Origin of the sequence: Streptomyces meridianus, from assembly GCF_023703325.1 — a bacterium.
Classification (GTDB): Bacteria; Actinomycetota; Actinomycetes; order Streptomycetales; family Streptomycetaceae; genus Streptomyces; species Streptomyces meridianus.
This window is the reverse complement of record NZ_JAMQGM010000046.1, coordinates 28272-52532: the sequence shown is the minus strand read 5'-3', so window position 1 is coordinate 52532 and position 24261 is coordinate 28272. Positions and strand designations below refer to the sequence as shown.

Below are 24261 nucleotides of genomic sequence, written 5' to 3'. Positions count from 1 at the left end.
AGCAGCGAAGAGGCAGGCCGGACCGGCGAGTCGGGACCCGACGGCACCGTGTGGGACGTCGTCGTGATCGGAGCGGGACCCGCGGGCGCCGCCGCGGCGTACGCCGCCGCGGTGACCGGCCGCAGAGTGCTGCTGCTGGAGAAGGCCGAGCTGCCCCGGTACAAGACGTGCGGCGGCGGCATCATCGGCCCCTCCCGTGACGCCCTGCCCCCCGGCTTCGAACTCCCGCTGCGGGACCGGGTGACGGCCGTGACGTTCTCGCTCAACGGCCGGCTCGCGCGGACCCGGCGCTCCAGGAACATGCTCTTCGGCCTGATCAACCGGCCCGAGTTCGACCAGGAACTGGTCGAGTCGGCCGTGGATGCCGGCGCCCGGGTGCGCACCGGTGCCACCGTCTCGCGGGTCGAGCAGCACGGGCCGTCCGTCCCCGACCGGCGCACGGTGGCCGTGGTGCTGAACGACGGCGAGGTCGTGCTCGGCCGGGCCGTCGTCGGCGCGGACGGCAGTGCCAGCCGCATAGGAGCGCACGTCGGCGTGAAGCTGGACCAGGTCGATCTCGGTCTGGAGGCCGAGATCCCCGTTCCGCAGACCGTGGCCGAGGACTGGGCGGGCCGGGTGCTGATCGACTGGGGCCCGCTGCCCGGCAGTTACGGCTGGGTGTTCCCGAAGGGCGACACCCTGACGGTCGGGGTGATCTCGGCGCGGGGCGAGGGCGCGGGCACCAAGCGCTATCTCCACGACTTCATCGCCCGGCTCGGACTGGCCGGCTTCGAGCCCAGCATCTCCTCGGGACACCTGACCCGCTGCCGGACCGACGACTCCCCCCTCTCCCGCGGGCGCGTGCTGGTGTGCGGCGACGCGGCCGGCCTGCTGGAGCCGTTCACCCGCGAGGGGATCTCCTACGCCCTGCGCTCGGGCCGTCTCGCGGGCGAGTGGGCGGTGCGGATCGCCGAGGCCCCGGACGGGGTCGATGCCCGCCGTCAGGCGCTCAACTACGCGTTCGCCGTCAAGGCCGGACTGGGTGTCGAGATGGGTGTCGGACGGCGGATGCTGCGGCTCTTCGAACGGCGTCCGGGGCTGATCCACGCCGCGATCACCGGCTTCCGTCCCGCCTGGCACGTGTTCGCCGAGATCACTCGCGGCCAGACCACCCTGGCCGAGATCGTCCGGACCAGCATGCTGGCGCGGCGGGCGCTGACTGCTCTCGACCGGTCGTGAGCCGGGACGGGGTCACCGCCGGGCGGTGATCCGGAACACCGGGTGCAGCGGCGCGATCCGCAGGAGTTCGTCGTCCGTCGCATCCGGACCGGTGCCCTGGAACCAGCTGCTGACCTCCCAGCCCCACTTGCGCAGGTAGGCGCGCAGGATCTCGGGCTTGGAGGCGTCCTCCAGCTCCCACGCGTCGAACCGCCGGAGGGTGCGGCCCAGCCGGAGAATGCCGCCGCCGGACACCCGTAGGTTGCGCACCCACTGGCCCTCGCCGCGCACCGAGACCAGGTACTCGCGACCGCCGAGGCGCAGCGGGTTGACCGGCACCTTGCGCCACCGGCCGCTGCTGCGCCCCCGCACGGCCAGTTCCCGGGATCCCGCCACGCTGATGCCGCGGCGGGCCAGCCACGCCACGGGCCGGTGCATCATCCGGCGCTCGATGCGCCCCGGCTCGATGTAGTGGTCGGCAGTCATGCGGACCCCCTTTCGTTTCGAGAGTACGGCTGTCCTGCCCGGGGCGTGCGCCTCCGGCGGCTACTGCACACGGAGTACCCGCGACCACGCCGCACGGCTGACGCCCCGCGGGGCGGTCACGGTCTAGCGTGGCCGCATGAGCGCGGGAGAGGGGCCGGACGGGCGGCCAGCGGACGGCTTGCGTGCACCGCACGGGGCCGGGTCACCCGGCAGCCGGCCGTGGCACGGGCTCGATCGGGGAGCGGGCCTGCTGCCGCGCGGATTCCGCGGCGGCCGCACGTCCCTGCCCTGGCTGTCGTCGCTGGTGGTGGCCGTGGTGCAGCTGGCCGGGTCGCAGTTCGCCGCCGTGAACCAGCCGGACCGGATGCCGCTCGACGTCTGGGCGCGGCTGCTGCTGCTCGCCGGCCCGGCCCTGCTGCCGGTCCGGTACCGCCGTCCGCGACTCACCGTGTTCGGCACCTCCGCCGTCGCCCTGGGCTATCTCGCCGCAGGCTATCCGTACGGACCGGTGGTGCTCAGTGTGGTCGTTGCCGTGTTCGCCGCCGTCGCGTCCGGGCACCGGCTCGCGGCATGGTCCGCGGTGGGCCTGCTGTGGGCCGGCCATCTGCTGGCCGTCCAGGTCTTCCACCGGTGGCCGGCATCTGAAAGCGACGGCCACTCGCCCTGGACGCAGCAACTGGTCGTCGCCGCCTGGGTGGTGGCGGTGCTCGCGGCCTCCGAGCTCGTCCGGGTGCGCCACGAGCGGTTCGCCCGGGAGCGGGCGGAGCGCGAGCGGGCCGAGCGTCGGCGGGCCGCCGAGGAGCGGTTGCGCATCGCCCGCGAGCTGCACGACGTGCTGGCGCACAGCATCTCGTTGATCCATGTGCAGGCGGGGGTCGGACTCGCCCTTCTCGACTCGCGGCCCGAGCAGGCCCGGAGCGCTCTGACGACGATCAAGGAGGTGTCCCGGGAAGCGCTGGGCGAGGTCCGGCAGGTCCTCGACACCCTGCGCGCCACCGGCGACGCCCCGCGGTCCCCGGCACCCGGACTGGACCGGCTGCCGGAGCTCGCCGAACAGGCGGGCCGAGCCGGGCTCTCGGTGGAGGTCCGGGAGCACGGAACCCGTCACGGCCTCCCCTCCGGCGTCGACCTTGCCGCCTTCCGCATCATTCAGGAGGCGCTGACGAACATCGTCCGGCACTCCGGGGCGAGGACCGCCCGGGTCGGGCTCGACCACGGCCCGGAGGCACTGGAGATCCGGGTGGACGACGACGGCCCGGCCACTGCACCGGAGCACCTCACAGGCGGGAACGGCCTGGCCGGAATGCGAGAACGGGCGGCGGCCCTCGGCGGCGGAGTCGAGGCGGGCCCCCGGCCGGGCGGGGGCTTCCGGGTACTCGCCCGGCTTCCGCTGCGGCCGGACGCGACGGCCGCCCGTACTCCCCGTGATCGAGAGGAGGAGCAGCCGTGATCCGCGTGGTGCTCGCCGACGACCAACTGCTGGTCCGCGCCGGGTTCCGGGCCCTGCTCGACGCCCAGCCGGACATCGAGGTGATCGCCGAGGCCGGTGACGGGGAGCGGACGGTCCGGGCAGTGGCCGAGACACGCCCCGACGTCGTGCTCATGGACATCCGCATGCCCCGGCTGGACGGCCTTGCCGCCACCCAGCGGATCACCGGGGACCCCGCGCTCGGGGACGTCCGGGTCGTCATCCTGACCACCTTCGAACTCGACGAGTACGTCTTCGAGGCGATCCGCTCCGGCGCGTCCGGTTTCCTGGTCAAGGACACCGAGCCGGACGAACTGCTGCGCGCCGTCCGGGCGGTGGTCAACGGTGACGCCCTGCTCTCGCCCGGGGTCACCCGGCGGCTGATCGGGGAGTTCGCGGCCCGCTCCAAGGAGCCGGCCGCAGCGGTGACCCTTTCGGAACTCACCGAGCGGGAGCGGGAGGTCGTGGCTCTGGTGGGTCTCGGTCTGTCCAACGACGAGATCGCCCGCCGGCTCGTCGTCAGCCCGCTGACCGCCAAGACGCACGTGTCCCGCAGCATGGTGAAACTCGGGGCCCGGGACCGCGCCCAACTGGTGGTTCTCGCCTACGAGGCCGGGCTGGTCAGGCCGGGCTGGCTCGGCTGAGCGGTTGCGGCTGCGCGGGCCGGTCCGCCGGCGGGGCCGTGCGGAGCGCGGTCCTGACCGAGGCGCAGGTACGGCTGCTCGCGCACCCGGGCGACCACGGTTTTCGTCCTCTGCGAGGACCTCGTGCCCGAACCGGGGCAGCGTCTTGCGCCGTCCGGGGTCACCTGCCGGGGCCCTACGAGATCACGGGCGCCGCCCTGTTTTGTTCGGACGGAGCACAAAGCGAGAATGGAGCCGTGACCCAGACTCGGACGACACGGCTGGAGAGAGGCCGCAGCGCCCTCGGACCGGCACTGGAGCTCGTACACACCGGACGTGCCCCCACCCGCGCCGTGCTCACCGCCGAACTGGGTGTGACCCGTGCGACCGCGGGAGCCGTCGCCGCGGAGCTGGAGACCCTCGGCCTCATCCGGGTCGACTCCCGGCCCCGCTCTGCCACGGGCTCCCAGGGCAGGCCCTCGCACCGGCTCTCGATCGAGCCCCAGGGTCCGGTGGTGCTGGCCGCCCAGGTGCACGCCGACGGCTTCCGGGCCGCGCTCGTCGGACTCGGCGGGAACATCGTCGCCACCGCCCCCGGACGCATGACGGTGCCCGCGGACCCGGCACACGTGCTCGGCGAGGTCGTCCGCGCCGGCTCCGACCTGCTCCGGCAGACCGGCCGCCGGTGCCTGGGGGCCGGTCTGGCGGTCCCCTCCGCCGTGGCCGAACCCCAGGGCACCGCCCTCAACCCGCTCCACGTCGCCTGGCACGCGGGCGCGCCCGTCCGGGACATCTTCACCGAACGGGTACGGGAAGCCGCCGTGTTCGACCGGGACCGCCCGGCCCCGGCCGTCTTCGCGGGCAATGACGTCAACCTCGCCGCGCTCGCCGAGCACCGGCACGGAGCAGGGCGCGGCTCCCGGGATCTGCTCTGCGTCGCCACCGGCCACCGGGGCGTGGGCGGCGCCCTGGTCCTCGACGGGCGGCTGCACACCGGCAGCACGGGACTCGCCCTCGAGGTCGGCCATCTGACGGTCAACCCCGAAGGGCGGCCCTGCCATTGCGGGAGCCGGGGCTGTCTGGACGTCGAGGCCGACCCGTTGGCGTTCCTCACCGCCGCCGGCCGCGAAGCCGGCCCCGAGGGATCCCTCCTCCGGCAGTCCCGCGACCTGCTCCGCGACGAGTACGCAGACCCGGCCGTCCGTGCGGCCGCCCACCTGCTCATCGACCGGCTCGGCCTCGGCCTGGCCGGACTGGTCAACATCCTCAACCCGGACCGGGTGATCCTCGGCGGACTCCACCGTGAACTGCTCGGATCCGATCCCGGACGGCTGCGGGCCGTCGTGGCCGACCGGAGCCTGTGGGGACAGAGCGGCAGCGTGCCCCTGCTCCCGTGCACACTCGACCACAACAGCCTGATCGGAGCGGCCGAGCTGGCCTGGCAGCCGGTGCTCGACGACCCGCTGGAAGCACTCACGGCCTGACACGAGCCGGCGGTCACGGCCCGAGTGATCTCCCGAACCACGCCGCGTACTCCGCCGGAAGCACCCCGGGAGACGCCGGCCGTACGACGACCCGGACCTCCTGCGGCGCGAAGCTCGGTGGCGAGTGAGGAACGCAACCGAGGAGACGATCAGCATGAACACACTCGCGGACTGGCACGACGGCGGCCCCGGGCCGTGGTTCCTGTTCCTGCCCCTGCTGTGGTTTTTCGTCGTGGCGGGGATCGTCCTGCTGCTGCGGAGGTTCGGAGCCTGCGGCCGCCGGGACCGCGGCCACGGACCCCGCGGCGGCGGCCACACCGAACACTCGCCCCTGAGCGTGCTGGGGCGCCGCTTCGCCGCCGGAGAGATCGACGAGGACGAGTACTGGCGCCGACTGTCCGTGCTCGACGAGGACTTCGGCCGCAGGGCGAAGGGCGGCGAGGCCGGCTGACACGCCGACCGGGCCGGTTCAGCCCACCAGGGCCGACCGGGCCCGCGCATGCTCCGGCTGCGGGGTGCCGGAAACTTCCGCGGGAGGGGGCGACGACGCCGTCAGGACGGTCGGCCGCCGCAGCGCATAGTGGTCGGCGGCGGCGGCGGCCTGCGGATGCTCACCGGCGGCGGACAGGGTGAACCACACGACCTTGCCGCCGCCCTCCTGCGGCCGCACCCCCCAGCATTCGCTGAACGCGGCGATCAGCCGCAGCCCCCGTCCGCCGGTGTCGCCCGGTCCGGCCTCGCGCACCCCCGGCTCGCGCGGGTCATGATCACGCACGGAGACCGTCAGGCGGTCGAGGAGCAGAACGAGTTCGACCGTGCATCTCTTGTCGGGTTCGGCGTGCCGGTGCACGTTGCTCAGCAGCTCGGTCACGCCGAGCGCGGCGAAGTCGATCAACGGATCCAGGCGCCAGTGGCGCAGTTGGGCGGAGACGATGCGGCGGACCTGGCCGATCCGGGACGGCAGGGCGTGAAGCTCCACCGTGCAGTGTCTGCTGGGGTTGCTGATCACGCTGCGACTCCCTGACGTGTTCGGAAGACGAAGGACGCATGCAGCGGTGCTGACCGCGGTCGTGCCCGGCGGAGACCGAAGGTTCCCGGCGGTGGAGGCAGATGCGTGACCGCCCTGGAACCCTCGGTTAGTTCTGTCCGTCCAGAGTCGCCCCGGGAAGGGGTCCGCGCAACTTGCGTGCGGCGCGTACGGCTGCGGTGCCGCCACCGGCCGTGCGCAGCGCGTCGGTGAACCTCCGGGTGTTCGACGAGGCCGGCGGGGTGCCGCCGTTCACCTGCTCACCCAGGGTGAGCAGGTACCACGTGCCGTTGACGGCGGCGAGGGCTCGGTCACGGACTCCGAACGGGTACCGGACCGCCCGTACCGACTCGACGGGGGCGCTGTCGATCTCCGTGCCGTAGCTGGTCAGCAGTTCCAGTCGTCCGTTCCTGACCAGCACCTGCCCGGCGCGCGTCACCGACCGCAGGCGCCGCCCGATCCGTACCCCGGTCGCCGTGAACTCGGCATCGGCCATGCCCGCATCAACCCCTCCGCCCTGCACCGCGGCCGCGGCGCCGCCCATCGCTGTAGCTGCCGCCCCTGCCGGTCAGTCTGCCCATGCCGCAACCGGTTCACCGGTGGCGCTCCGCCGCCCCGGCCGGTCGTGGCGTTTCCGCGGGCGCGCTCGTGCACGCCCACGCCCCCGCGAGCGCCCACGCACCCCTGTCACCCTTTCCACCAGTCTTATGATCGACGGACCCGGCGGCCGCCGGGCGGGGGAGAACGGAAGGTGGGTTCCGTGAGCACCGCGGAGCAGGCACGGATCGGTGACGCGACGCCGACCGAGGACGTGGACCGCAGCGATCCCGAGTACCGGGCATGGCTCAAGGAGGCGGTCCGGAAAGTACAGGCCGATGCGAATCGCACGGCCGACACGCACCTTCTGCGCTTCCCGCTGCCCGAACACTGGGGGATCGACCTCTACTTGAAGGACGAGTCGACCCACCCCACGGGAAGCCTGAAACACCGGCTCGCCCGCTCGCTGTTCCTCTACGGCCTGTGCAACGGCTGGATCCGGCCCGGGAAACCGGTGATCGAGGCGTCGAGCGGATCGACCGCCGTCTCCGAGGCGTACTTCGCCAAACTGATCGGCGTGCCGTTCATCGCGGTGATGCCCCGCACGACGAGCCGGGAGAAGACCCGCCTCATCGAGTTCCACGGCGGACGGTGCCATCTGGTGGAGGATCCGCGGACGGTCTACGACGTGTCGGCATCGCTCGCCGCCGACTCCGGGGGCCACTACATGGACCAGTTCACCTACGCAGAGCGGGCCACGGACTGGCGCGGCAACAACAACATCGCCGAATCGATCTACCAGCAACTGCGGCTGGAGCGGTACCCGGAGCCCGCCTGGATCGTGGCCACAGCGGGCACCGGTGGCACCTCGGCGACCATCGCGCGCTACGTGCACTACATGCAGTACGACACCCGGGTGTGCGTCCCCGACCCGGAGAACTCCTGCTTCTTCGAAGGCTGGACGGAAGGCAACCCGCAAGCGAGCAGCGACTGCGGGTCCCGCATCGAGGGCATCGGTCGTCCCCGGATGGAGCCCAGCTTCGTTCCGGGCGCCGTCGACCGGATGATGAAGGTCCCCGACGCGGCGAGTATCGCCGCCCTGCGTGCTCTGGAGCGCGCCATCGGACGCAGGGCCGGGGGGTCCACCGGCACCGGGCTGTGGAGCGCGCTGAAGATCGTCGGCGAGATGCTCGCCGACGGCAGAACAGGCAGCGTCGTCACCCTGATCTGCGACCCCGGTGACCGCTACCTCGACAAGTACTACGCCGACGACTGGCTCGCCGGACAGGGCCTGGACATCGAACCGTACAGCGGAGTGCTCGACCACTTCCTGACGACGGGCGCCTGGCGCGACTGAACCACCGCCCCCGGCACCACTTCTGCACCGCGTGGCGAATGTGTGGACACCACGTCACGATCCGGCCTCGCACGACCGGACCCGCGCCGTCCGTCCCGCCCTGTGCCCGACCATGGCCGGGGAACGGAGCGATCGGGGGGGCGCGATGGAACCGGGAGCGAGGAACGACACGCCGAAGGCCCGACTTCCGGACACGGAACGGCCGTTGACGGACGACCCGGGGCCCGCTCTGGAACTCCTGGTCCACGGGGTCGGCGGCACCACCCCGCAGGAGATGCTGAAGGACTGCCGGACAGTGCGCGTCACCGGTGACGACATCGCCGGCATCCACCGCCGCATCGACGACACCGACGCCGAGAACCGCGCCGGCGGCCGACGGGACGGGCCTGTGCGGGAGGCCTACTGCTGGTCCAACCTGACCTCGGGCAACGGTTCCCGGGCCCTGTGGCTGATCCTGCTGCCCTTCATGGTGGTCAACCTGGTGCACTGGATGCGCCCGCCCGTCCCGGACGAGCACCTCTCACGCGCGGCCGCCCGCCGGGCAGCCCGCGCCTACGGCCTCCTGGTGAGGCTCATCGCCCTGAGCCTCACCGTCCTGCTCGTGGCCGCGGCCTGCGAAGTCGCCCTCGACCTGACGGCCTGGCAGTGCGCGGGCAGCGCCGCCTGCACCCGGGACACCTCGTGGCTGGGGTTCCTCGCCCCGGAGCGCGGCGGATGGTGGTCCCCGCCCGGACGCCGCCTGGCACTCGCGGCCGTCCTGCCCGTGGTACTGACCGGCCTGCTCTGGTGGCCGGCCCACCGCACCTGGAGCGATTACGAGTCCCAGCCGCCGCTGCGCCCCGACGCCACCAGGGCGCCCCCGGACCACGACGAGGACGGCCTGGACGAGCCGGGGTCCGGTGAGCGTCCGGCGCTGTCCCTGCCCGGCTTCTGGTACGGACGCCGGCTCGTGGCCCGGCTGCGCGCCGCGCACACCGCCACCGGATTCCTGACGGTCGCCGTCCTGCTTGCCGCGGCAGCCGCCCGCCACGACCGCGGCGCCGGAGCCGGCACGGCGCTGGACGTCACCGGCCGGATGCTGGCCGCCGCCCTGGCCGTTTCCGGGGCGGCCGTCGTCTGGGTCGTCTGCCGTCGCGGCCGCAGCGAGCGGGCGCCCGACCACCGGCTCGACCGGGCCGTCGTGCGGCTCCTGCCCGGCGCGGCCTTCGCTCTCCTGATGCTCACGGCGGTCCACACGGCCTGGGAGCGGCCCGGCTGGGTCTCGTCCGGTCCGCTCCCCGGTAACGGTGTGTTCGGTCTGATCGGCGTTGCCCAGGGCACGTTGGTGCTGGCCCTGGCCCTCGTCGCCCGCCGGTTGCAACGACGGGCCCCCGGCGGGCGCGTGGCGCTGCGCGGGCTCGCCGGACCGGCCGTCGCGGTACTCGCCTGCGCCCTCGGCGGCCTGCTGTCCGGGGGAGTGGCGCAGCGTGAGGCCGACTGGCTCGACGGGCCCTCGACACCGGGGATGGGCGACGGCGGGCCGGCCCTCGCACCTCCGACCGTGCTGGCCTGGCAGGCCGCCATGATCCCGGTGCTGCTGCTCGTCCTGGCGGCCGGAGCGCTCTGGCTCGCCCACCGGTCCGCGCAGGCCCGGCGGCGGGAGATGCCCGCCGTGCTTGCGGAGTACCCGGGAGCACGGGCCGACGCCGCACGCACCCGCCGGATCGCCGGCGCCGTCGCACGGGCCGGCCTGACCGACAGCGCACCCCGGTTCGTCGGCGCGGTCGCGGTGGCAGCCGTGCTGCTCGGTGCCGCCGCCGTGGCGGGCGCGTGGGCGACCGGAGAAGTGCCGGGACTCGCCTCGCAGGACCTGCCACGACCGGTCAACGCCGCCGCGCAGACCGCCCAGGCGCTGGGCTCCTGGCTGATGGGCCTGTGCTTCCTCGTCCTGGTCGCGTGGGGGCGCCGCGCCTACCGTGACCCCTCGGCCCGCCGGACGATCGGCATCCTCTGGGACGTCGGCACCTTCTGGCCGCGCGCCGCGCACCCGTTCGCCCCGCCCTGCTATGCCGAACGCGCGGTGCCCGACCTCAGTTGGCGCATGGCCACCTGGACCGGGAACACCGGCGGACGCCTCGTCATCTCCGGCCATTCCCAGGGCAGTGTGCTCGCCGCCGCGGCGGTCTGGCAGCTGGACGGGAGGGCCCGGGCCAGGATCGCCCTGCTGACCTACGGCTCGCCTCTCGAGCGGCTGTACGGGCGCTGGTTCCCCGCCTTCTTCGGCCCGGCGTCACTGCTCGCCCTGCACCGTGAGGTGCATTCCTGGAGGAACCTCTGGCGCCGTACCGATCCCATCGGCGGGCCGGTCCGGGTGCCCGAGGCGGACGACGCGGCGGGGACCGGCGTCGACCGCCCGCCGCTCAGGGACCCTCTCGCCTTTGAGCGGACCGTTCGCCACCCGCTCCCCGAACCGGTCCGCGGACACTCCGGTTACCAGGAGGATCCGGCCTTCGCCGAGGAACGGGCGCTCCTCCTCGGCCGGTTCCCCGGACTGCCGCCGCAGCGCGATGCCGCTGATGACGGTCCGCCGACCGGGCCGGTCACCGACGCCGGCGGTCAGGCAGGTTCGGGCAGGTCCTCGGGGTAGAGCAGGGTGAGGTCCTCGGTGGTCGGCTCGTCGAGCTTCGCCACCCGGCCGGCATGGCGCTCGACCATCGCCTCGAACGTCTGCCGGGCTGTACGGCCGTTGCCGAACCCCGGCCCCTTCGGGAGGGCGGTGAAGTACTTGAGCAGCGCCTCCTGCGCGGCGTCGCCGACCCGGTACTCGTGCTCCTGCGCCTGCTGTTCCACGATGTGCAGCAGTTCCTCGGGCGCGTAGTCGCCGAAAGTGATGGTGCGTGAGAAACGTGAGGCGACACCGGGGTTCACCGAGAGGAAGCGCTCCATCTCCGTGGTGTACCCGGCGACGATGACGACCACCTCGTCCCGGTGGTCCTCCATCAGCTTCACCAGGGTGTCGATGGCCTCCCGGCCGAAGTCGCGGCCGGAGTCCTCGGGCGAGAGCGCGTACGCCTCGTCGATGAACAGGACGCCGCCCCGGGCCCGGTCGAAGGCCTCCTGAGTTCGGATGGCGGTCGAGCCGATGTGCTCGCCGACCAGGTCGACCCGGGACACCTCGACCAGATGGCCGCGGTCCAGCACCCCGAGCGAGGCCAGTATCTCGCCGTAGAGGCGGGCCACGGTCGTCTTGCCGGTGCCGGGGGAGCCGGTGAAGACCAGGTGGCGTCGGGCGGAGGCGGCCTTCAGCCCAGCCTCCGCCCGACGGCGCCCGACCTCGATCATGTCGGTGAGCGCGCGGACTTCGCGCTTGACGCTCTCCAGGCCCACCAGGGAGTCGAGTTCGGCGAGCACGGTGGTCGAGGGCCGCGTCGGCTCGGTCCGTTCGCCGGCCGTGCCCGCGGCTGCCGGGCCTGACTGCTGCGGCACCGCGCCGAGCAGTCCGCCGGTCGCGGACGCCGTCTGCAGAGCCGGAACCGGCACCGCCGCGGAGGTGTCCGCCGGAGTGGTGCGCGTCGCGCTCTCGTCGCTCGTGCAGTCCTCGCTCACGGGACCCTCCTCGGCGAACTCGTAACCGCCGCGCGCGCAGCGCTCGGTGCGGCAACGCCTCAGCGTCGAGCGGCAGCCGTCGATGACGTGGAACCCGTAGCCTCCGCTGTTGCCGACGCGGCAGCCGTCGAAGGTCCCGCGCCCCCCGGCCGAGACGTAGAAGCCCGCCTCGGCCGGCGAACCGACCGTGCAGCGTTCGACGAGGGGGTCGGCGCCCTTGGTGACGATGACGCCGGTGGCGACCTTCTCGACCGTGCAGTCGGCAAGGGTGCCGCCGCTGCCGTGGTCGCGGAACCAGGCTCCGGTGGCGGCCTCACGGATGCGGCAGTCGTCGAGCTGGACGGTCGCCCCGTCGCTGACCGAGACGGCGGTGTTGCGCACCTGGGAGAGATCGCTGTCCACCACGTCGGCGCGCGAACCACGGTCGAGGACGAACAGCGCGTCCGGCACGTCGCGCACCCGGCAGGCTTCGAGGACGGCCGTCGCGCCGTCGCTCACCCAGACCGCCGGGTAGTCGCCGGTGCTGTCGTGGATCTCGCACTGATGGGCGTCGACGCGCGTGCCCGGGTCCCACACGGACAGACCGTTGCGTCCGAAGCGGCGCACCTTGGTGCGGGTCAGGGTGAGCACGGACCGGGAACGCAGGTCGACCGCGTTCTCGGGAAGGTCGTGCAGGTCGCAGTCGGACAGGGTCAGCACGGCGTCGGTGTCGAGGGTGACACCGTCCGAGGACGTGCGGTGCACACTGCAGTCGGTGAGATGGCCGGTGGCCCGCGAGGCGACCTGGAGGCCGGCGCCCTTGACCTCGTAGATCTCGCAATCGAAGGCCTCCAGCGAAGTGCCTTCCCCGGTCAGCGAGATGCCGGCGCCGGATGCGTGGTGGACGCGGCAGCGGTCGAGCCGCGGCTGCGCGCCGCCGCGGACCGCGATGCCTGCCTGCCCGGCCGCCAGCACTTCGCACTCCTCGAACACGCCGCCCGCACCCTCGAGGGCGCTGATGCCGAGCCCACCGGGATTGTCCACCGTGCAGCGGCGCACGGTGGGACGGGCGGTGTTCCCCCGGACCTCGATGCCGACGGCCGAACGCGTCGCCACCCGCAGCCCGGTCAGTTCGGCCGTGCCGTCCTCGACCAGAAGCGCCGGGGCGGACGAGTCCTGGCCCTCGATGCACAGGTCCTGCAGGACGGCGGAGGCCCGGACGGTCAGCGCGACGCCGTCCGGCGGGGAAATGCGGACCACTCCGCGGGAGCCCTCGGGGCCGCGCAGGGTGACGTCCTGGTCGACGACCAGGTTCTCCCGGTACGTTCCGGGAGCGATGGACAGGACGTCGCCGTCTCCCGCGGCCTCGAGGGCGGCGGCGAGGGAGGTGTACTCACCTGTGCGGCGCCGCCACCGCGATGTGCCGGTGTACGTCACCTGGACCGTGCCCTCTGGTGCCATGCTGGTGCTGATTCCCCACCTCGTGCGTTTCCACCGCGTGCGGTGTGTACTGGCGGTCCACCGTAGCGTGCGCGGCGGGGCGGAGTTGACCGTCAGCTGCCGGTGCCGGTTCTGCCCCAGTCCTGCCCCTCTTCCTCCCACTCGCGGTCCCACTGCTCGTAGCGCCGCACCATGAGGCGCCACACCACCAGCCTCCGGGCTCCCTCCACCAGGGCGCCGGCCGCCGCGCCCGCTCCGGTCCCGGCGAGGGCGGCATGGGACGCGGCGGTGGTGCTGTCCAGAGGGCGCTGGACGATCCGGCCGCGGGAGTCCGTCCAGATGCGGAAACGGTTGCCGGGGGCGTGTTCCTTGCCGACGAGCACAGTGCCGGACCTGAGCGTGCCGTCGGGTGCAGTCCATCCGGCGATGACCGGCCGGTGGGCGTCGCGCGCGGTGGAGGTCTCGGGGTCGGAGTCGACCGGAGGGTGGGGCAGGGCGCGGACGACCGTCGCCGTCACGAGGGTGCGCTGATGCTGCTGTTCGAGGACGGCGCGTGCCATGTTCTCGTGGACGAGGAGGCCCGCCATCAGCCCGCAGAGGGGGACACCGAGGGCGATGAGCACCGCGGCGCCGAGAGCGGTCCACGCCTCGGCGAGGTCGGTCGGCCGGCGCAGCGGATTACCCCGCCATCGCCGAAGTCCGGTCATGGCGTGCATGGCACACCCCCTTCACGTCCCTTACGTACCTCACCGGTCGCTGCGCATACGCGAGAACAGTGAAGATCGAGCAAAATCGTGATCTGTTGTGGTAGCTGGACTCTTCGCCGGTCCGGAACCCCTCCAACCCCGTTGGGGAGCAGGCGGGTTCAGGGCGCGGCGGGCCCGTGCTCCAGGATCTCCACCGGATCGCCCACCCGTACAGTCCCCGGACGCTCGGGGACCAGGTTCTGCCCGAAGACGAGACGGTCGTCCATGCGCCGGTGCCGGGCGAGCGTGCGCAGCGGTTCCTTGCCGCGCTCGGCCGTCCGCTGGTCCGTCGTCGTGATCACGCACCGGCCGCACGGTCCGGCGACCCGGAACGGGACGCCGCCGATGGCGATCCTGCGCCAGGTGTCCTCGGACCACGGAGCCGTGCCCTCGACGACCACGTTCGGTCGGAACCGGTCCATGGGCAGCGGACCCTCGTCCGCGTCATCGCCCTGGGCGATCAGGGAGTTGAGGGCATCCAGCGAGGATGCCGTGGTGACCAGGAGGGGGAAGGCGTCCGCGAAGCTCACGGTCGCGCCCTCCCCGCCGTGGCCGGGAGCCAGCGGCCGGGCGCGATCGGGCGCGTCCAGGTGGACCAGGCGCACGTCCGCCCCGAGGTGGTCGGAGAACCAGGCCGCCGGCTCCGGCCCGGCGAGCGCCGCGGTGACCCGGTCGTCGAAGACCGTGACCTCGGCCGTCTCGCCGGACTGCGGAAGCGGGACGTCCAGGGTCCGTCCCCCGGGACCACTGAGCCGAAGCCCGCCGCCCGGCAGAGGTTCCGCCGAGCACAACGCGAGCCTGGGGTACAGGCGTTGGGTGACGAAGCGGCCATCCCCGTCGATCAGCATCCACCTGCGGTCCCCGGCGAGCCCCCACGGCTCCACGGCCGCCTCGCCGGGTGCGTACCCCGCCAGCGACTTGACCGGATGGACATGGATCGCGCGCAGTACAGGAGTGGACATGCGGCCAGTCTGTCACCCGGGTCGGACAGGTGGGCGAGGGTGCAGGTCAGTACCCCCGGGCGGGGTGCTGGCGGCCGTACGGGTCGTCGTACACCGCCGGAGCCGGTCTGGCCGGAGGCCGGGGTGCGGCGGGGCGCATCGCCTCGTACCCGGTGCCGGCGCCGGGGTTCTGCTGGTACGGCTGCTGGGGCCCCGGGTACCCGCGGGGTGAGGCCTGCTGCGGGATGTACGGCGCCGGAGCGTAGTGCTGCTGGCCGTTACCCCCGTAGGTGTTCGCCGGCGTGTGGTGCGAAGGGCCGGAGGGCAGCGCGGGAAGAGCGGGGAGGTGGCTGCCCGAGTCGTAAGCGGCGGGCACGCGGATGGGGGCGATCTGCGGCGTCCCCCGTTCGGCGACAAGATTGTCGTAGATCGGGGTGTCCGGGAAGGGCGCGGAGTAGTAACCGCCGCCATAGGAGGAGCGGGGGGAGGTCATGCTTCATAAGTTAAGCCCACGATGTGCCGGTTGGGGAGACCGATTCGAGGGTTGTTTCCCGGTCAGTCGGGAACGGCGATTCCCCAAAGCAGGCATAGCGCCGCAAAATGCCGGCCACACGGTGTCGAAATCAGTTGAAGGCTGAGACTTCTGGCGGGTTTTGGAGGGTGAGGACAAGACAAGGGTGTTTCCGGTCCCCGGAACCCGCCGGCCGGGCCGGACGGGAAACGAACCGTCAGCCGCCCGCGCCCTCCCGGGCCGTCCCCGGCCGGGCGTACGTCCGGCCTTTCCAGGCCGCCCCCCGCCCGCGGGCGTGCTGGACCGCCGAGTCGACCGTCATGAGCAGATAGAGCAGAGCCGTGAACGGCAGGGACGGTGCGAGCAGGACGGGCTGCCGGTAGTGGCGCAGCATCGGCAGGTAGGTCACCGTCATCAGCGCCCACGCGCAGCCGCCTGCCGCCGCTGCCGCACCGTCCCCCCGCCACACGCCGGCGACCACCGCCACCGGTGGCAGCAGGTAGACGACGGCCAGCGCCGCGACCGCACCGGCGAGCACCAGCGGACTGTGCCCGAGCTGGGCGTACGCGCAGCGCGACACCATGCGCCACAACTCACCCAGCCCCGGGTACGGCCGCACGCTGCGCACCCCGTCCGCCAAGCCCAGCCGGATCCGGCCCCCGCTGCGCTTGACCGCGCGGGCCAGGGACACGTCGTCGATGACGGCCCCGCGGATGCCCCCCGGAACACCGGCCCGGGCAGCCGCCTCGTCACGCAGCAGGACACAGCCGCCCGCGGCGGCGGCCGTCCGTGAACCGGCCCGGTTGACCCGGCGGAACGGGTAGAGCTGAGCGAAGAAGTAGACGAACGCCGGGACGATCAGGCGCTCCCACGGTGTCTCCACCCGCAACCGGGCCATCAGCGAGACCAGGTCGAGATCGTCCGACTCCGCTGCGGACACCAGCGCCCGCAGGCTGCCCGGTCCGTGCTCGATGTCGGCGTCGGTCAGCAGCAGATGACGCAGGCCCGGCATCCGGGACCGGGCGACCGCGATCCCGTGGTTCACCGCCCACAGCTTCCCCGTCCACCCCGGCTCCGGTTCGCCGGGCGAACAGACGGTCAGCACCGTCCTGCCGTCACGCACCGACGGATGGGCCTCGCCGAGGGCCCGGCCCAGAGCGCCCGTGCCGTCCGTGCTCCCGTCATCCACCAGAACCACCTCGAACCGGCCCGGATAGTCCTGGGCGAGCAGCGACGGAAGGCTGACCGGCAGCAGCGCGGCCTCATCCCGGGCCGGGACGACCACGGCAACGTCCGGCCAGACTGCGGGCGGCGGACAGGCGGGCAGCCGGGTGCCGGTGAGCCAGAAGAGACCGTGGGCCGACACCAGCCAGCACCATGCCGACATCGAGGCGAGGGAGATCCAGAACAGGGGGCTCACCCCGGCAGTCTGACGGACGCCGGACCGGCCGCCCGAGAGGTGCGGCCGGTGTTTCCCGGCCCGCCTGCGCCTGCCACGATGCGGCCTCCCCGTCCGGGGGCCGACGGGGGGCGGTGGCGGGCGATCCACTAGGGTTGCCGGGTGAAGATCGCACTGCTGGACTCCGGTATCGGCCTTCTGGCGGCAGCCGCCGCGGTGCGCCGGCTGCGCCCCGACGCCGCGCTCGTTCTCACCTCGGACCCGGACGGGATGCCGTGGGGACCCCTGACATCCGAGGACATTGCCGACCGCGCCCTGGCCTGTGCCCGGGCAGCCGCGGCGCATGATCCCGACGCGCTGATCGTCGCCTGCAACACGGCCTCCGTCCATGGGCTGCCCGTGATCCGCGAGGAGTTCGAGCACGCCTTCCCCGTCGTCGGCACCGTTCCGGCCGTCAAGCCCGCCGCGGCCGGGGGCGGACCGATCGCCGTCTGGGCCACCCCGGCCACCACCGGCAGTGATTACCAGCGCGCCCTGATCCGGGATTTCGCCGACGGCGTCGAGGCCACCGAGGTGCCCTGCCCCGGGTTGGCGGACGCCGTGGAACGGGCCGACGAGGCCGCGGTCGACGCCGCGATCGAGGCCGCTGCGGCCCGCACGCCGCGCGACGTCCGCGCCGTCGTCCTCGGCTGCACCCACTACGAACTGGTCGCCGAACGCATCCGCGCCGCCGTGCAGCAGCCCGGCCTGGCCCCGCTCGTCCTGCACACCTCGGCCGGAGCCGTCGCTGCCCAGGCCCTGCGCCGGATCGGCGTGCGACCCGACCCCGGCGCGGCGATGAGCGGCGACCTCACGGTTCTCCTCAGCGGCCGGGAGGCGGGCCTGCCGGACGCCGCGCTGACGTACGCCGAAGGGCGGCTGCTGGCTTCCACGGCGCCGGCCGCACAGGGCTGACGGCGCCCGATCGGAGCATCGGGCGCCGGGTTCCTCGCACGCCGGACCCGCGCGGACCGAGCCGTGCCGACCCGGGTGCCGGAGGAAGCCGTCCCGCTCCGGACCCGTCCCCGCAAGTAGGCTCGGGGTATGAGGCACCATCCGCACGGCACGGCATCCTCCGGCGCGGGCCCGCACCGCACGGTGTGGAGCGGGCACGCCTCCAACCGCCTGCAGTGGCTGCTCGCGGCCGCAGGTGTGGCCTGTCTCGTCCTCGGCGTCCGGCTGGCCGTCGTCGCGTCCTGGACCACCGCGATCGTCCCGCTGGTCATGGCCGTCGTCGGCTGCCTCGCCGCCGGTCTGCTGGTGCTCTTCGGAACCCTCGCCTTCGTTCACGTCGTCGTGCGGATCGACCACGATGCCGTCCGGATCCGGTGCGGACACGTCGGAGTGCCGCGCCGGAACATCCCGTTCGACGACATCACCGGCGCCGAGTTCCTGCCCCGGGTGACACCGTGCCACTGGGGCGGCTGGGGGTACCGGTGGCGGCCGGAGAAGGGCACGGCCGTGGTGGTCCGGCGCGGGGAAGGGTTCCTGCTGCGCCTGCGCGGCGACCGGACGTTCACCGTCACGGTCGACGGAGCCGAGTCCGCCGTCCGCGTGATCAGGGACCGGCTGGGCATGAGCGGCCTCCCCGGCCACCAGGCCCAGGTGTAGGGCTGTCCCTCACGCCCCACCCGGCTTCGGCCGCCCGGCGCGCCCTTCTCCAGCCGCCGTTCCCGGGAGCACCGGACACCGAGCCCCGTCCGACGGCGGACGGGGCCGTTCAGAGGCACACCCCGGACGCCTTCGCGCCCGTCCTCGGTCTGGGCCGCGCCCCGCCCGGCACAGGCCGTACTCTCGCCCCATGGCCACACCCGAATTCATCCGCCGGCTGCGGGAGACCGCAGGGCACCAGCTGCTCTGGCTCCCCGGCGTCAGCGCCATCGTGTTCGATGCCGAAGGCCGCGTCCTGCTCGGCAAACGCAAGGACACCGGGCGCTGGTCCGTCATCGGCGGAATCCCGGAGCCCGGCGAACAGCCGGCCCGGACCGCGGTCCGCGAGGTTCTCGAGGAGACCGGGGTGCACTGCGTCCCGGAACGGGTCGTGCTGGTCCAGGCCCTGGACCCCTTCACCTACCCCAACGGCGACACCTGCCAGTTCATGGACGTCACCCTGCGCTGCCGGGCCGTCGGCGGCGAGGCCCGCGTCAACGACGACGAGTCCCTGGACGTGCGCTGGTTCGCCATCGACGCCCTGCCCGAGCTCGAGGAGTTCGCCCTGACGCGGATCAAGCAGGCACTCGATTCGGGGCCGACGTGGTTCGACCCCACCACTGGCCCGTGAAGTATGGCGCGTGAGCACATCGGTGGTGCCCTGACCGCTGCCTAGGGTGCCGACCATGACCGCGTCGAGCACATCAGGACAGCCCGCCCCCGCACCCGTCCCCGCGCCGCGCTCTGCCGCCGGCCTCGACCTCACCGGCCGCACCGCCCTGGTGACCGGTGCGGCCGGAGGGATCGGCAGCGCCTGCGCCCTGCGTCTGACCGCCGCCGGTGCCGAGGTCAGAGCCGTGGACCGGGACGAGGACGGGCTCGAGGACCTGATCCGGAAGGCCGGGGACCTGCCCGGGTCCCTCGTACCGCGCGTGCTCGACCTCACCGACCTCGACGCCGCCGAGGAGGCCGCCCGAGGAGTCGACGTTCTCGTCAACAACGCGGGGATCCAGCTGGTGAAGCCGGTCGAGGAGTTCCCGCCCGAGGTCTTCGGTACCGTCCTGAAGGTGATGCTCGAATCCCCGTTCCGGCTCGTGCGGGGTGCGCTTCCCCACATGTACGCACAGGGCTGGGGCCGGATCGTCAACATCTCCTCCGTCCACGGACTGCGTGCCTCGCCGTTCAAGTCGGCCTACGTGGCCGCCAAGCACGGGCTCGAGGGGCTGTCGAAGGTCGTCGCCCTGGAAGGGGCCGAGCACGGGGTCACCTCGAACTGCGTGAGCCCCGGGTACGTCCGCACGCCGCTCGTCGAGCGCCAGATCGCCGACCAGGCGGCCGCCCACGGCATCCCGGAGGAGCGGGTCGTCACCGACATCATGCTCGCGGACTCCGCCGTGAAGCGGCTGGTGGAAACGGACGAGGTCGCCGAGGCCGTGGCCTACCTCTGCACCGAGCCGGCGTCCTTCATCACCGGGGTGTCGCTGCCGCTCGATGGCGGATGGACCGCCCACTGAGCCGCGACGCGCCGGAACCGGGGCGGATGCCCCGGGGCGGGGCGGACGGCAGGGCCGGGGCCCGGGTGATCAGGGGTGGCGCGCCGGGGTCCCGTCCGGGTATCCCTGTCAGCATGTCCTCCGCCCGTCCCCGGTCCCCGGAACCCGCCGAATCCGCCTACCTCGGCCTTCTCGCCCGTGGCGCACCCGCCGAGGAGTACGAGCGGCCGGTGCTGCGGGCGCGCGCCGACGGGGCGTCCGCCGAGGAGCTGGCGATGCTCGACCGGGACAAGATGCACGCCCTGCGGGTCCGCGCCGAGCTGGAGGGCCGCCGCAGACGCGAGGCGGAGCTGTCCGCGCTCTTCGAGACCGCCCACGACCTGGCGGGCCTGCGGGACCTCGACGCGGTGCTGCACGCCATCGTGCAGCGCGCGCGGTCGCTGCTGGGCAGCGAAGTCGCCTACCTGACGCTCAACGATCCCGCCGCCGGCGACACCTACATGCGGGTCACCGACGGCTCGGTCTCCGCCCGCTTCCAGCAGTTGCGACTGGGCATGGGCGAGGGGCTGGGAGGGCTCGTCGCCCAGACGGCCCGGCCGTACGTCACCGAGAACTACTTCGACGACCCGCGCTTCCAGCACACGCGCGACATCGACTCCGGGGTCAGGGACGAAGGGCTGGTCGCGATCCTCGGGGTGCCGCTGATGCTGGGCAGCGGCGTCATCGGCGTGCTGTTCGCAGCCGACCGCCGTGCCCGCGTCTTCGAACGCGGGCAGATCGCCCTGCTCGGGTCCTTCGCCGCACATGCCGCCGTGGCCATCGACACCGCGAACCTGCTGGGCGAGACCCGCTCGGCGCTTGCGGAACTCGAGGCCGCCAACAAGATCATCCGCGACGGCAGTGCCATGATCGAGCGCGCCTCCGACGTGCACGACCGGCTCGCGGAGCTGGTGCTGCGCGGCGGCGGTGTGCAGGACGTGGCGGCCGCTGTCGGCGAGGTCCTCCAGGGGACGGTCAGGTTCTTCGAGGCCGCGGCCGTCCCGGCCGAAGCCGTCGACCGCTCCCGCGAGGACGGCCACGCCGTCCTCGAAGGCGACGACTGGGTCGCGGCCGTCTCCGCCGGCGGAGAGCTGTTCGGCGCGCTGGTCCTCGAAGGACACCCGTCCCTCGACTCCGTGGACCAGCGGACCCTGGAACGTGCCGCCATGGTGACCTCCCTGCTGCTGCTCGCCCGGCGCTCGGCCGGGGAAGCCGAGCAACGGGTGCGCGGCGAGCTTCTGGACGACCTCCTCGACGCCTCCGACCGCGACCCGCGCCTGCTGCGTGAGCGCGCCGCCCGGCTGCACGCCGACCTCGACGCCCCGAACGTGGTGCTGAGCGCGCGCGTCGAGAATCCCGTCCCCGGCAGCGCCGAACAGGAGACGGACGAACGGCAGCGACTGTGGTCCGCGGCCTCCCACCTCGCGGCGACCCGGCACGGCCTGGCGGCGGCGCGGGACGGCGGAACCGTGCTGCTGCTGCCTCTGGGGAGCGACGGCAGCGCCGCCGAGACCGCCCGGCAGGTCGCCAAGCAGCTCGGCAACGCCGTCAGCGCCCCGGTCACCGTGGGGGCCTCCGCGCCCGTCGAGGCGCCGGGAAGCCGCCCGGGAACCGTGGCCGGCGCCTACGCCGAGTCCCGGCGCTGTCTGGAGACCCTGCGGCTGCTCGGCCGCGCGGGCCAGGGGGCGGCAGCCGAGGACTTCGGCTTCCTGGGGCTGCTGCTGGCCGACAGCCGCGACGTCGGGGCCTTCGTGCACCGCACCATCGGCGCGGTCGTCGACTACGACGAACGGCGCGGCACCGAACTGGTGCGGACCCTCGACGCCTACTTCGGCTGCGGCATGAGCCCGGTCCGCACCAAGGACGCCCTGCACGTCCACGTCAACACCGTCGCCCAGCGCCTGGAGCGCATCGGCCGGCTCCTCGGCCCCGACTGGCAGACGCCGTCCAACACCCTGGAGATCCAGCTCGCGCTGCGCCTGCACGGGCTGGCGTCGGCCGTCGACCGCTGACCGCTGACCGTCGCCGGCAGGCTGCGCCCGAGCTGCCGAGCCGGGTCCGGTCCCGCAGCGCGTGCGAGAGGCCCGTTCCTCCACCTGGCAGAGGTGGAGGAACGGGCCTCTCGGAGCGCCCGCGCTCCGGGCGTCAGCTGCCCGTGGGGGCGGCCGGAGCCGAGCCGGCCGGGGAGGTGGACCCGCCCACCCCGTCCTGCGGCTCGACGGCGCTGAGATCGCGCTCGCGGGTCTCCTTCGCCACCCACACCGCCAGCAGGGTCAGCAACGCGGCCGCGATGACGTAGAGCGAGATCATGGTCGATTCGCCGGACTCCGCCAGCAGCGCCGTGGCGATCAGCGGGGCCGGGGCGCCGGCAGCGACCGACGAGAACTGGGCGCCGATCGAGGCTCCCGAGTACCGCACCCGGGTCGTGAACATCTCCGCGAAGAAGGCCGCCTGCGGGGCGTACATCGCGCCGTGGAAGAACAGCCCGACCGTCACCGCGAGGAGCAGGGCGGCGAAGCTCTCCGTGTCGACGAGCGAGAAGAACGGGAAGGCCCACAGGCCCACACCGGCGGCTCCGATCAGGTACACGGGCCGGCGGCCCAGGCGGTCGGAGAGCGCGCCCCACATCGGGATCGTGACGAAGTGAATGGCGGAGGCGATCAGCACCGCGTTGAGGGCGGACTGCTTGTCCATCCCGGCCTGCTCGACCGCGTAGACCAGCACGAAGGCGGTGATCACGTAGTAGCTGATGTTCTCGGCCATCCGGCAGCCGATGGCCACCAGCACATCGCGCCAGTGGTGACGCAGCACCGCGACCAGCGGAGCCTTCTCCACGATGTTCTGCGCCTTGCGCTCCTCGGCCCTGGCCAGCGCGGCCTTGAAGACCGGGGACTCGTCGACCGACAGCCGGATCCACAGACCGATGAGGACCAGAACACCGGAGAGCAGGAACGGCACGCGCCAGCCCCACGAGAGGAACGCCGCGTCGGACGTCGTGGCCGTGAGCACCGCGAGGACGCCGGTCGCCAGCAGTTGGCCGGCAGGAGCGCCGGTCTGCGGCCAGGACGCCCAGAACCCGCGGCGCTCGGGCTCGCCGTGCTCCGAGACGAGCAGCACCGCGCCGCCCCACTCACCGCCCAGGGCGAAGCCCTGGACCAGGCGCAGCGCGGTCAGCAGCAGGGGAGCGGCCGAGCCGACGGCGGCGTGCGTGGGGAGCAGACCGATGGCGAAGGTGGCGCCGCCCATCATCATCAGGCTCAGCACCAGCAGCTTCTTCCGGCCCAGCCGGTCGCCGTAATGGCCGAAGACGAGCGCTCCGACAGGCCGGGCCGCGAAGCCCACCGCGTAGGTCAGGAATGCCAGCAGCGTGCCGACCAGGGGGTCCGAACCGGGGAAGAAGAGCTGGTTGAAGACGATCGCGGCGGCGGCGCCGTAGAGGAAGAAGTCGTACCACTCGATCGTGGTGCCGATGAGGCTGGCGGCGACGATACGACGGATCGAACCGGGTTTTGCGGGCACGGAGGCCGGGGTAGCCATGGTCACCACTTCCGGGCGGGAGCGGGGGTCGGGCGCGGATGCGCAGCGGCCCTGGACGGTTGTTGTTCTGCTTCGTGTCGCCACACCGTAGAAACCCGGCCGTCATCCACCCATGTGGTGGGACCCCATAGTCGTCCCATCGCATGTGCCTCTTGTCACCATGTGCCTCGCCCGGGCGCAGTCCGTCGATTACCGTGGCGGAACATCGATGCACTCCACGTGAGGGGGACGGACGCATGTCGGTGGCGAACCGGTCGGCGCTGGCCGCAGCGGTCGTGGCGGGGGCGATGCTCCCGTCGTTCTACGAGGCGGTCGTGGGGGCGGTGGTGCGGCACAACGCCCGGAGGTTGCGGGACGGCGACATCGGGCCCCAGATGCGCGGATACGCCGACGATGTGCGGCTCGTCTTCCCCGGGCGCAGCTCATGGTCGGGGGAGTTCCGGGGCAAGCAGGAAGTGGGGCGGTGGCTGCAGCGGTTCGTGGACGCCGGGCTCGTCATCGACTTCGAGGACGTGCTGGTCTCCGGACCACCCTGGGCGACCCGGATCGCCCTGCGCTTCTCCGACTGGTGCGAGGACGAGTGGGGGCAGGTCGTCTACACCAACCGCGGGACGATCCACGGCCGGATGCGGTGGGGGCGGCTGACCAGCTACGAGGTGTTCGAGGACACGGTGCGCGGCGAGGAGTTCGACGCCCACCTCGCCGCGCAGGGGTGAACGCGGC

General features: G+C 73.1%; 21 protein-coding genes and 1 pseudogene. 13 read left to right on the top strand and 9 right to left on the bottom strand.

Translation table 11 applies throughout. The features are described from left to right. Window positions 1–48: 48 nt before the first annotated feature. Complete coding sequence (locus tag M1E25_RS20980; RefSeq protein WP_505016603.1) at window positions 49–1218, top strand: geranylgeranyl reductase family protein; 1170 nt, start codon at window positions 49–51, stop codon at window positions 1216–1218. A gap of 12 nt (window positions 1219–1230) precedes the next feature. Here the strand turns inward: M1E25_RS20980 and M1E25_RS20975 are convergent, their stop codons facing one another. Beyond that, a complete protein-coding gene (locus M1E25_RS20975; RefSeq protein WP_251418017.1) occupies window positions 1231–1683 on the bottom strand; it encodes a nitroreductase/quinone reductase family protein in 453 nt (150 codons plus the stop codon). Between the two features lie 136 nt (window positions 1684–1819). On the opposite strand from M1E25_RS20975, the gene M1E25_RS20970 reads away from it, so the two are divergent. The 4 genes from M1E25_RS20970 to M1E25_RS20955 all read left to right on the top strand — a co-directional run bounded on the left by M1E25_RS20970 (window position 1820) and on the right by M1E25_RS20955 (window position 5709). After that, entirely contained in the window at window positions 1820–3133 is a 1314-nt protein-coding gene (locus tag M1E25_RS20970) for a sensor histidine kinase (RefSeq protein ID WP_251418014.1), read from the top strand. After that, window positions 3130–3795 (top strand): response regulator transcription factor, encoded by a 666-nt coding sequence (locus tag M1E25_RS20965; RefSeq protein WP_251418011.1) that lies wholly within the window; start codon window positions 3130–3132, stop codon window positions 3793–3795. Before M1E25_RS20970 ends, M1E25_RS20965 begins: the two co-directional genes overlap by 4 nt. A 236-nt stretch (window positions 3796–4031) precedes the next feature. Beyond that, window positions 4032–5258, top strand: coding sequence for an ROK family protein (locus M1E25_RS20960; RefSeq protein ID WP_251418009.1), 1227 nt, complete (start codon window positions 4032–4034; stop codon window positions 5256–5258). 154 nt (window positions 5259–5412) lie between these two features. Then, entirely contained in the window at window positions 5413–5709 is a 297-nt protein-coding gene (locus tag M1E25_RS20955; protein ID WP_251418007.1) for an SHOCT domain-containing protein, read from the top strand. Window positions 5710–5727: 18 nt separating this feature from the next. On the opposite strand, the gene M1E25_RS20950 is transcribed toward M1E25_RS20955, so the two are convergent. After that, on the bottom strand, window positions 5728–6267 hold the full coding sequence (locus M1E25_RS20950) for an ATP-binding protein (protein ID WP_251418005.1): 540 nt from the start codon (window positions 6265–6267) through the stop codon (window positions 5728–5730). A gap of 202 nt (window positions 6268–6469) precedes the next feature. Beyond that, window positions 6470–6781 (bottom strand): annotated as a pseudogene (locus tag M1E25_RS20945) (hypothetical protein); the annotation flags it as partial. 264 nt (window positions 6782–7045) lie between these two features. On the opposite strand from M1E25_RS20945, the gene M1E25_RS20940 reads away from it, so the two are divergent. Further along, window positions 7046–8179: a PLP-dependent cysteine synthase family protein gene (locus M1E25_RS20940; protein WP_308290460.1), complete on the top strand. Its 1134-nt coding sequence runs from the start codon at window positions 7046–7048 to the stop codon at window positions 8177–8179. 145 nt (window positions 8180–8324) lie between these two features. Then, window positions 8325–10805, top strand: coding sequence for a hypothetical protein (locus M1E25_RS20935; RefSeq protein ID WP_372501230.1), 2481 nt, complete (start codon window positions 8325–8327; stop codon window positions 10803–10805). Here the strand turns inward: M1E25_RS20935 and M1E25_RS20930 are convergent. The 5 genes from M1E25_RS20930 to M1E25_RS20910 all read right to left on the bottom strand — a co-directional run bounded on the left by M1E25_RS20930 (window position 10775) and on the right by M1E25_RS20910 (window position 16801). Further along, window positions 10775–13204 carry a right-handed parallel beta-helix repeat-containing protein gene (locus M1E25_RS20930; protein WP_251417999.1) on the bottom strand — a complete coding sequence of 810 codons (2430 nt, stop codon included), beginning with the start codon at window positions 13202–13204 and terminating at the stop codon, window positions 10775–10777. The two genes, M1E25_RS20935 and M1E25_RS20930, sit on opposite strands and share 31 nt — an antisense overlap. A 92-nt stretch (window positions 13205–13296) precedes the next feature. Next, window positions 13297–13890 carry an Rv1733c family protein gene (locus M1E25_RS20925; protein WP_308290459.1) on the bottom strand — a complete coding sequence of 198 codons (594 nt, stop codon included), beginning with the start codon at window positions 13888–13890 and terminating at the stop codon, window positions 13297–13299. 158 nt (window positions 13891–14048) lie between these two features. Further along, window positions 14049–14891: an MOSC domain-containing protein gene (locus tag M1E25_RS20920; RefSeq protein WP_251417994.1), complete on the bottom strand. Its 843-nt coding sequence runs from the start codon at window positions 14889–14891 to the stop codon at window positions 14049–14051. Window positions 14892–14937: 46 nt separating this feature from the next. Beyond that, window positions 14938–15363 carry a DUF6643 family protein gene (locus M1E25_RS20915; protein WP_251417991.1) on the bottom strand — a complete coding sequence of 142 codons (426 nt, stop codon included), beginning with the start codon at window positions 15361–15363 and terminating at the stop codon, window positions 14938–14940. Between the two features lie 235 nt (window positions 15364–15598). Then, a complete protein-coding gene (locus M1E25_RS20910) occupies window positions 15599–16801 on the bottom strand; it encodes a glycosyltransferase (RefSeq protein WP_251417989.1) in 1203 nt (400 codons plus the stop codon). A gap of 141 nt (window positions 16802–16942) precedes the next feature. Here M1E25_RS20910 and M1E25_RS20905 point away from each other — a divergent pair, with 141 nt between their 5' ends. From M1E25_RS20905 to M1E25_RS20885, 5 genes are all read left to right on the top strand, one after another. After that, on the top strand, window positions 16943–17734 hold the full coding sequence (locus M1E25_RS20905) for a glutamate racemase (protein WP_251417987.1): 792 nt from the start codon (window positions 16943–16945) through the stop codon (window positions 17732–17734). A gap of 129 nt (window positions 17735–17863) precedes the next feature. Then, a complete protein-coding gene (locus tag M1E25_RS20900) occupies window positions 17864–18430 on the top strand; it encodes a hypothetical protein (protein WP_251417985.1) in 567 nt (188 codons plus the stop codon). A gap of 190 nt (window positions 18431–18620) precedes the next feature. Further along, complete coding sequence (locus M1E25_RS20895; protein WP_251417983.1) at window positions 18621–19100, top strand: NUDIX hydrolase; 480 nt, start codon at window positions 18621–18623, stop codon at window positions 19098–19100. Window positions 19101–19155: 55 nt separating this feature from the next. After that, on the top strand, window positions 19156–19983 hold the full coding sequence (locus M1E25_RS20890) for a 3-hydroxybutyrate dehydrogenase (RefSeq protein ID WP_251417981.1): 828 nt from the start codon (window positions 19156–19158) through the stop codon (window positions 19981–19983). Between the two features lie 113 nt (window positions 19984–20096). After that, complete coding sequence (locus tag M1E25_RS20885; RefSeq protein ID WP_251417979.1) at window positions 20097–22013, top strand: helix-turn-helix domain-containing protein; 1917 nt, start codon at window positions 20097–20099, stop codon at window positions 22011–22013. 133 nt (window positions 22014–22146) lie between these two features. Here the strand turns inward: M1E25_RS20885 and M1E25_RS20880 are convergent, their stop codons facing one another. Beyond that, window positions 22147–23538 (bottom strand): MFS transporter, encoded by a 1392-nt coding sequence (locus M1E25_RS20880; protein ID WP_251417977.1) that lies wholly within the window; start codon window positions 23536–23538, stop codon window positions 22147–22149. A gap of 236 nt (window positions 23539–23774) precedes the next feature. On the opposite strand from M1E25_RS20880, the gene M1E25_RS20875 reads away from it, so the two are divergent. After that, window positions 23775–24254 carry a nuclear transport factor 2 family protein gene (locus M1E25_RS20875; protein ID WP_251417975.1) on the top strand — a complete coding sequence of 160 codons (480 nt, stop codon included), beginning with the start codon at window positions 23775–23777 and terminating at the stop codon, window positions 24252–24254. Window positions 24255–24261: the final 7 nt, after the last annotated feature.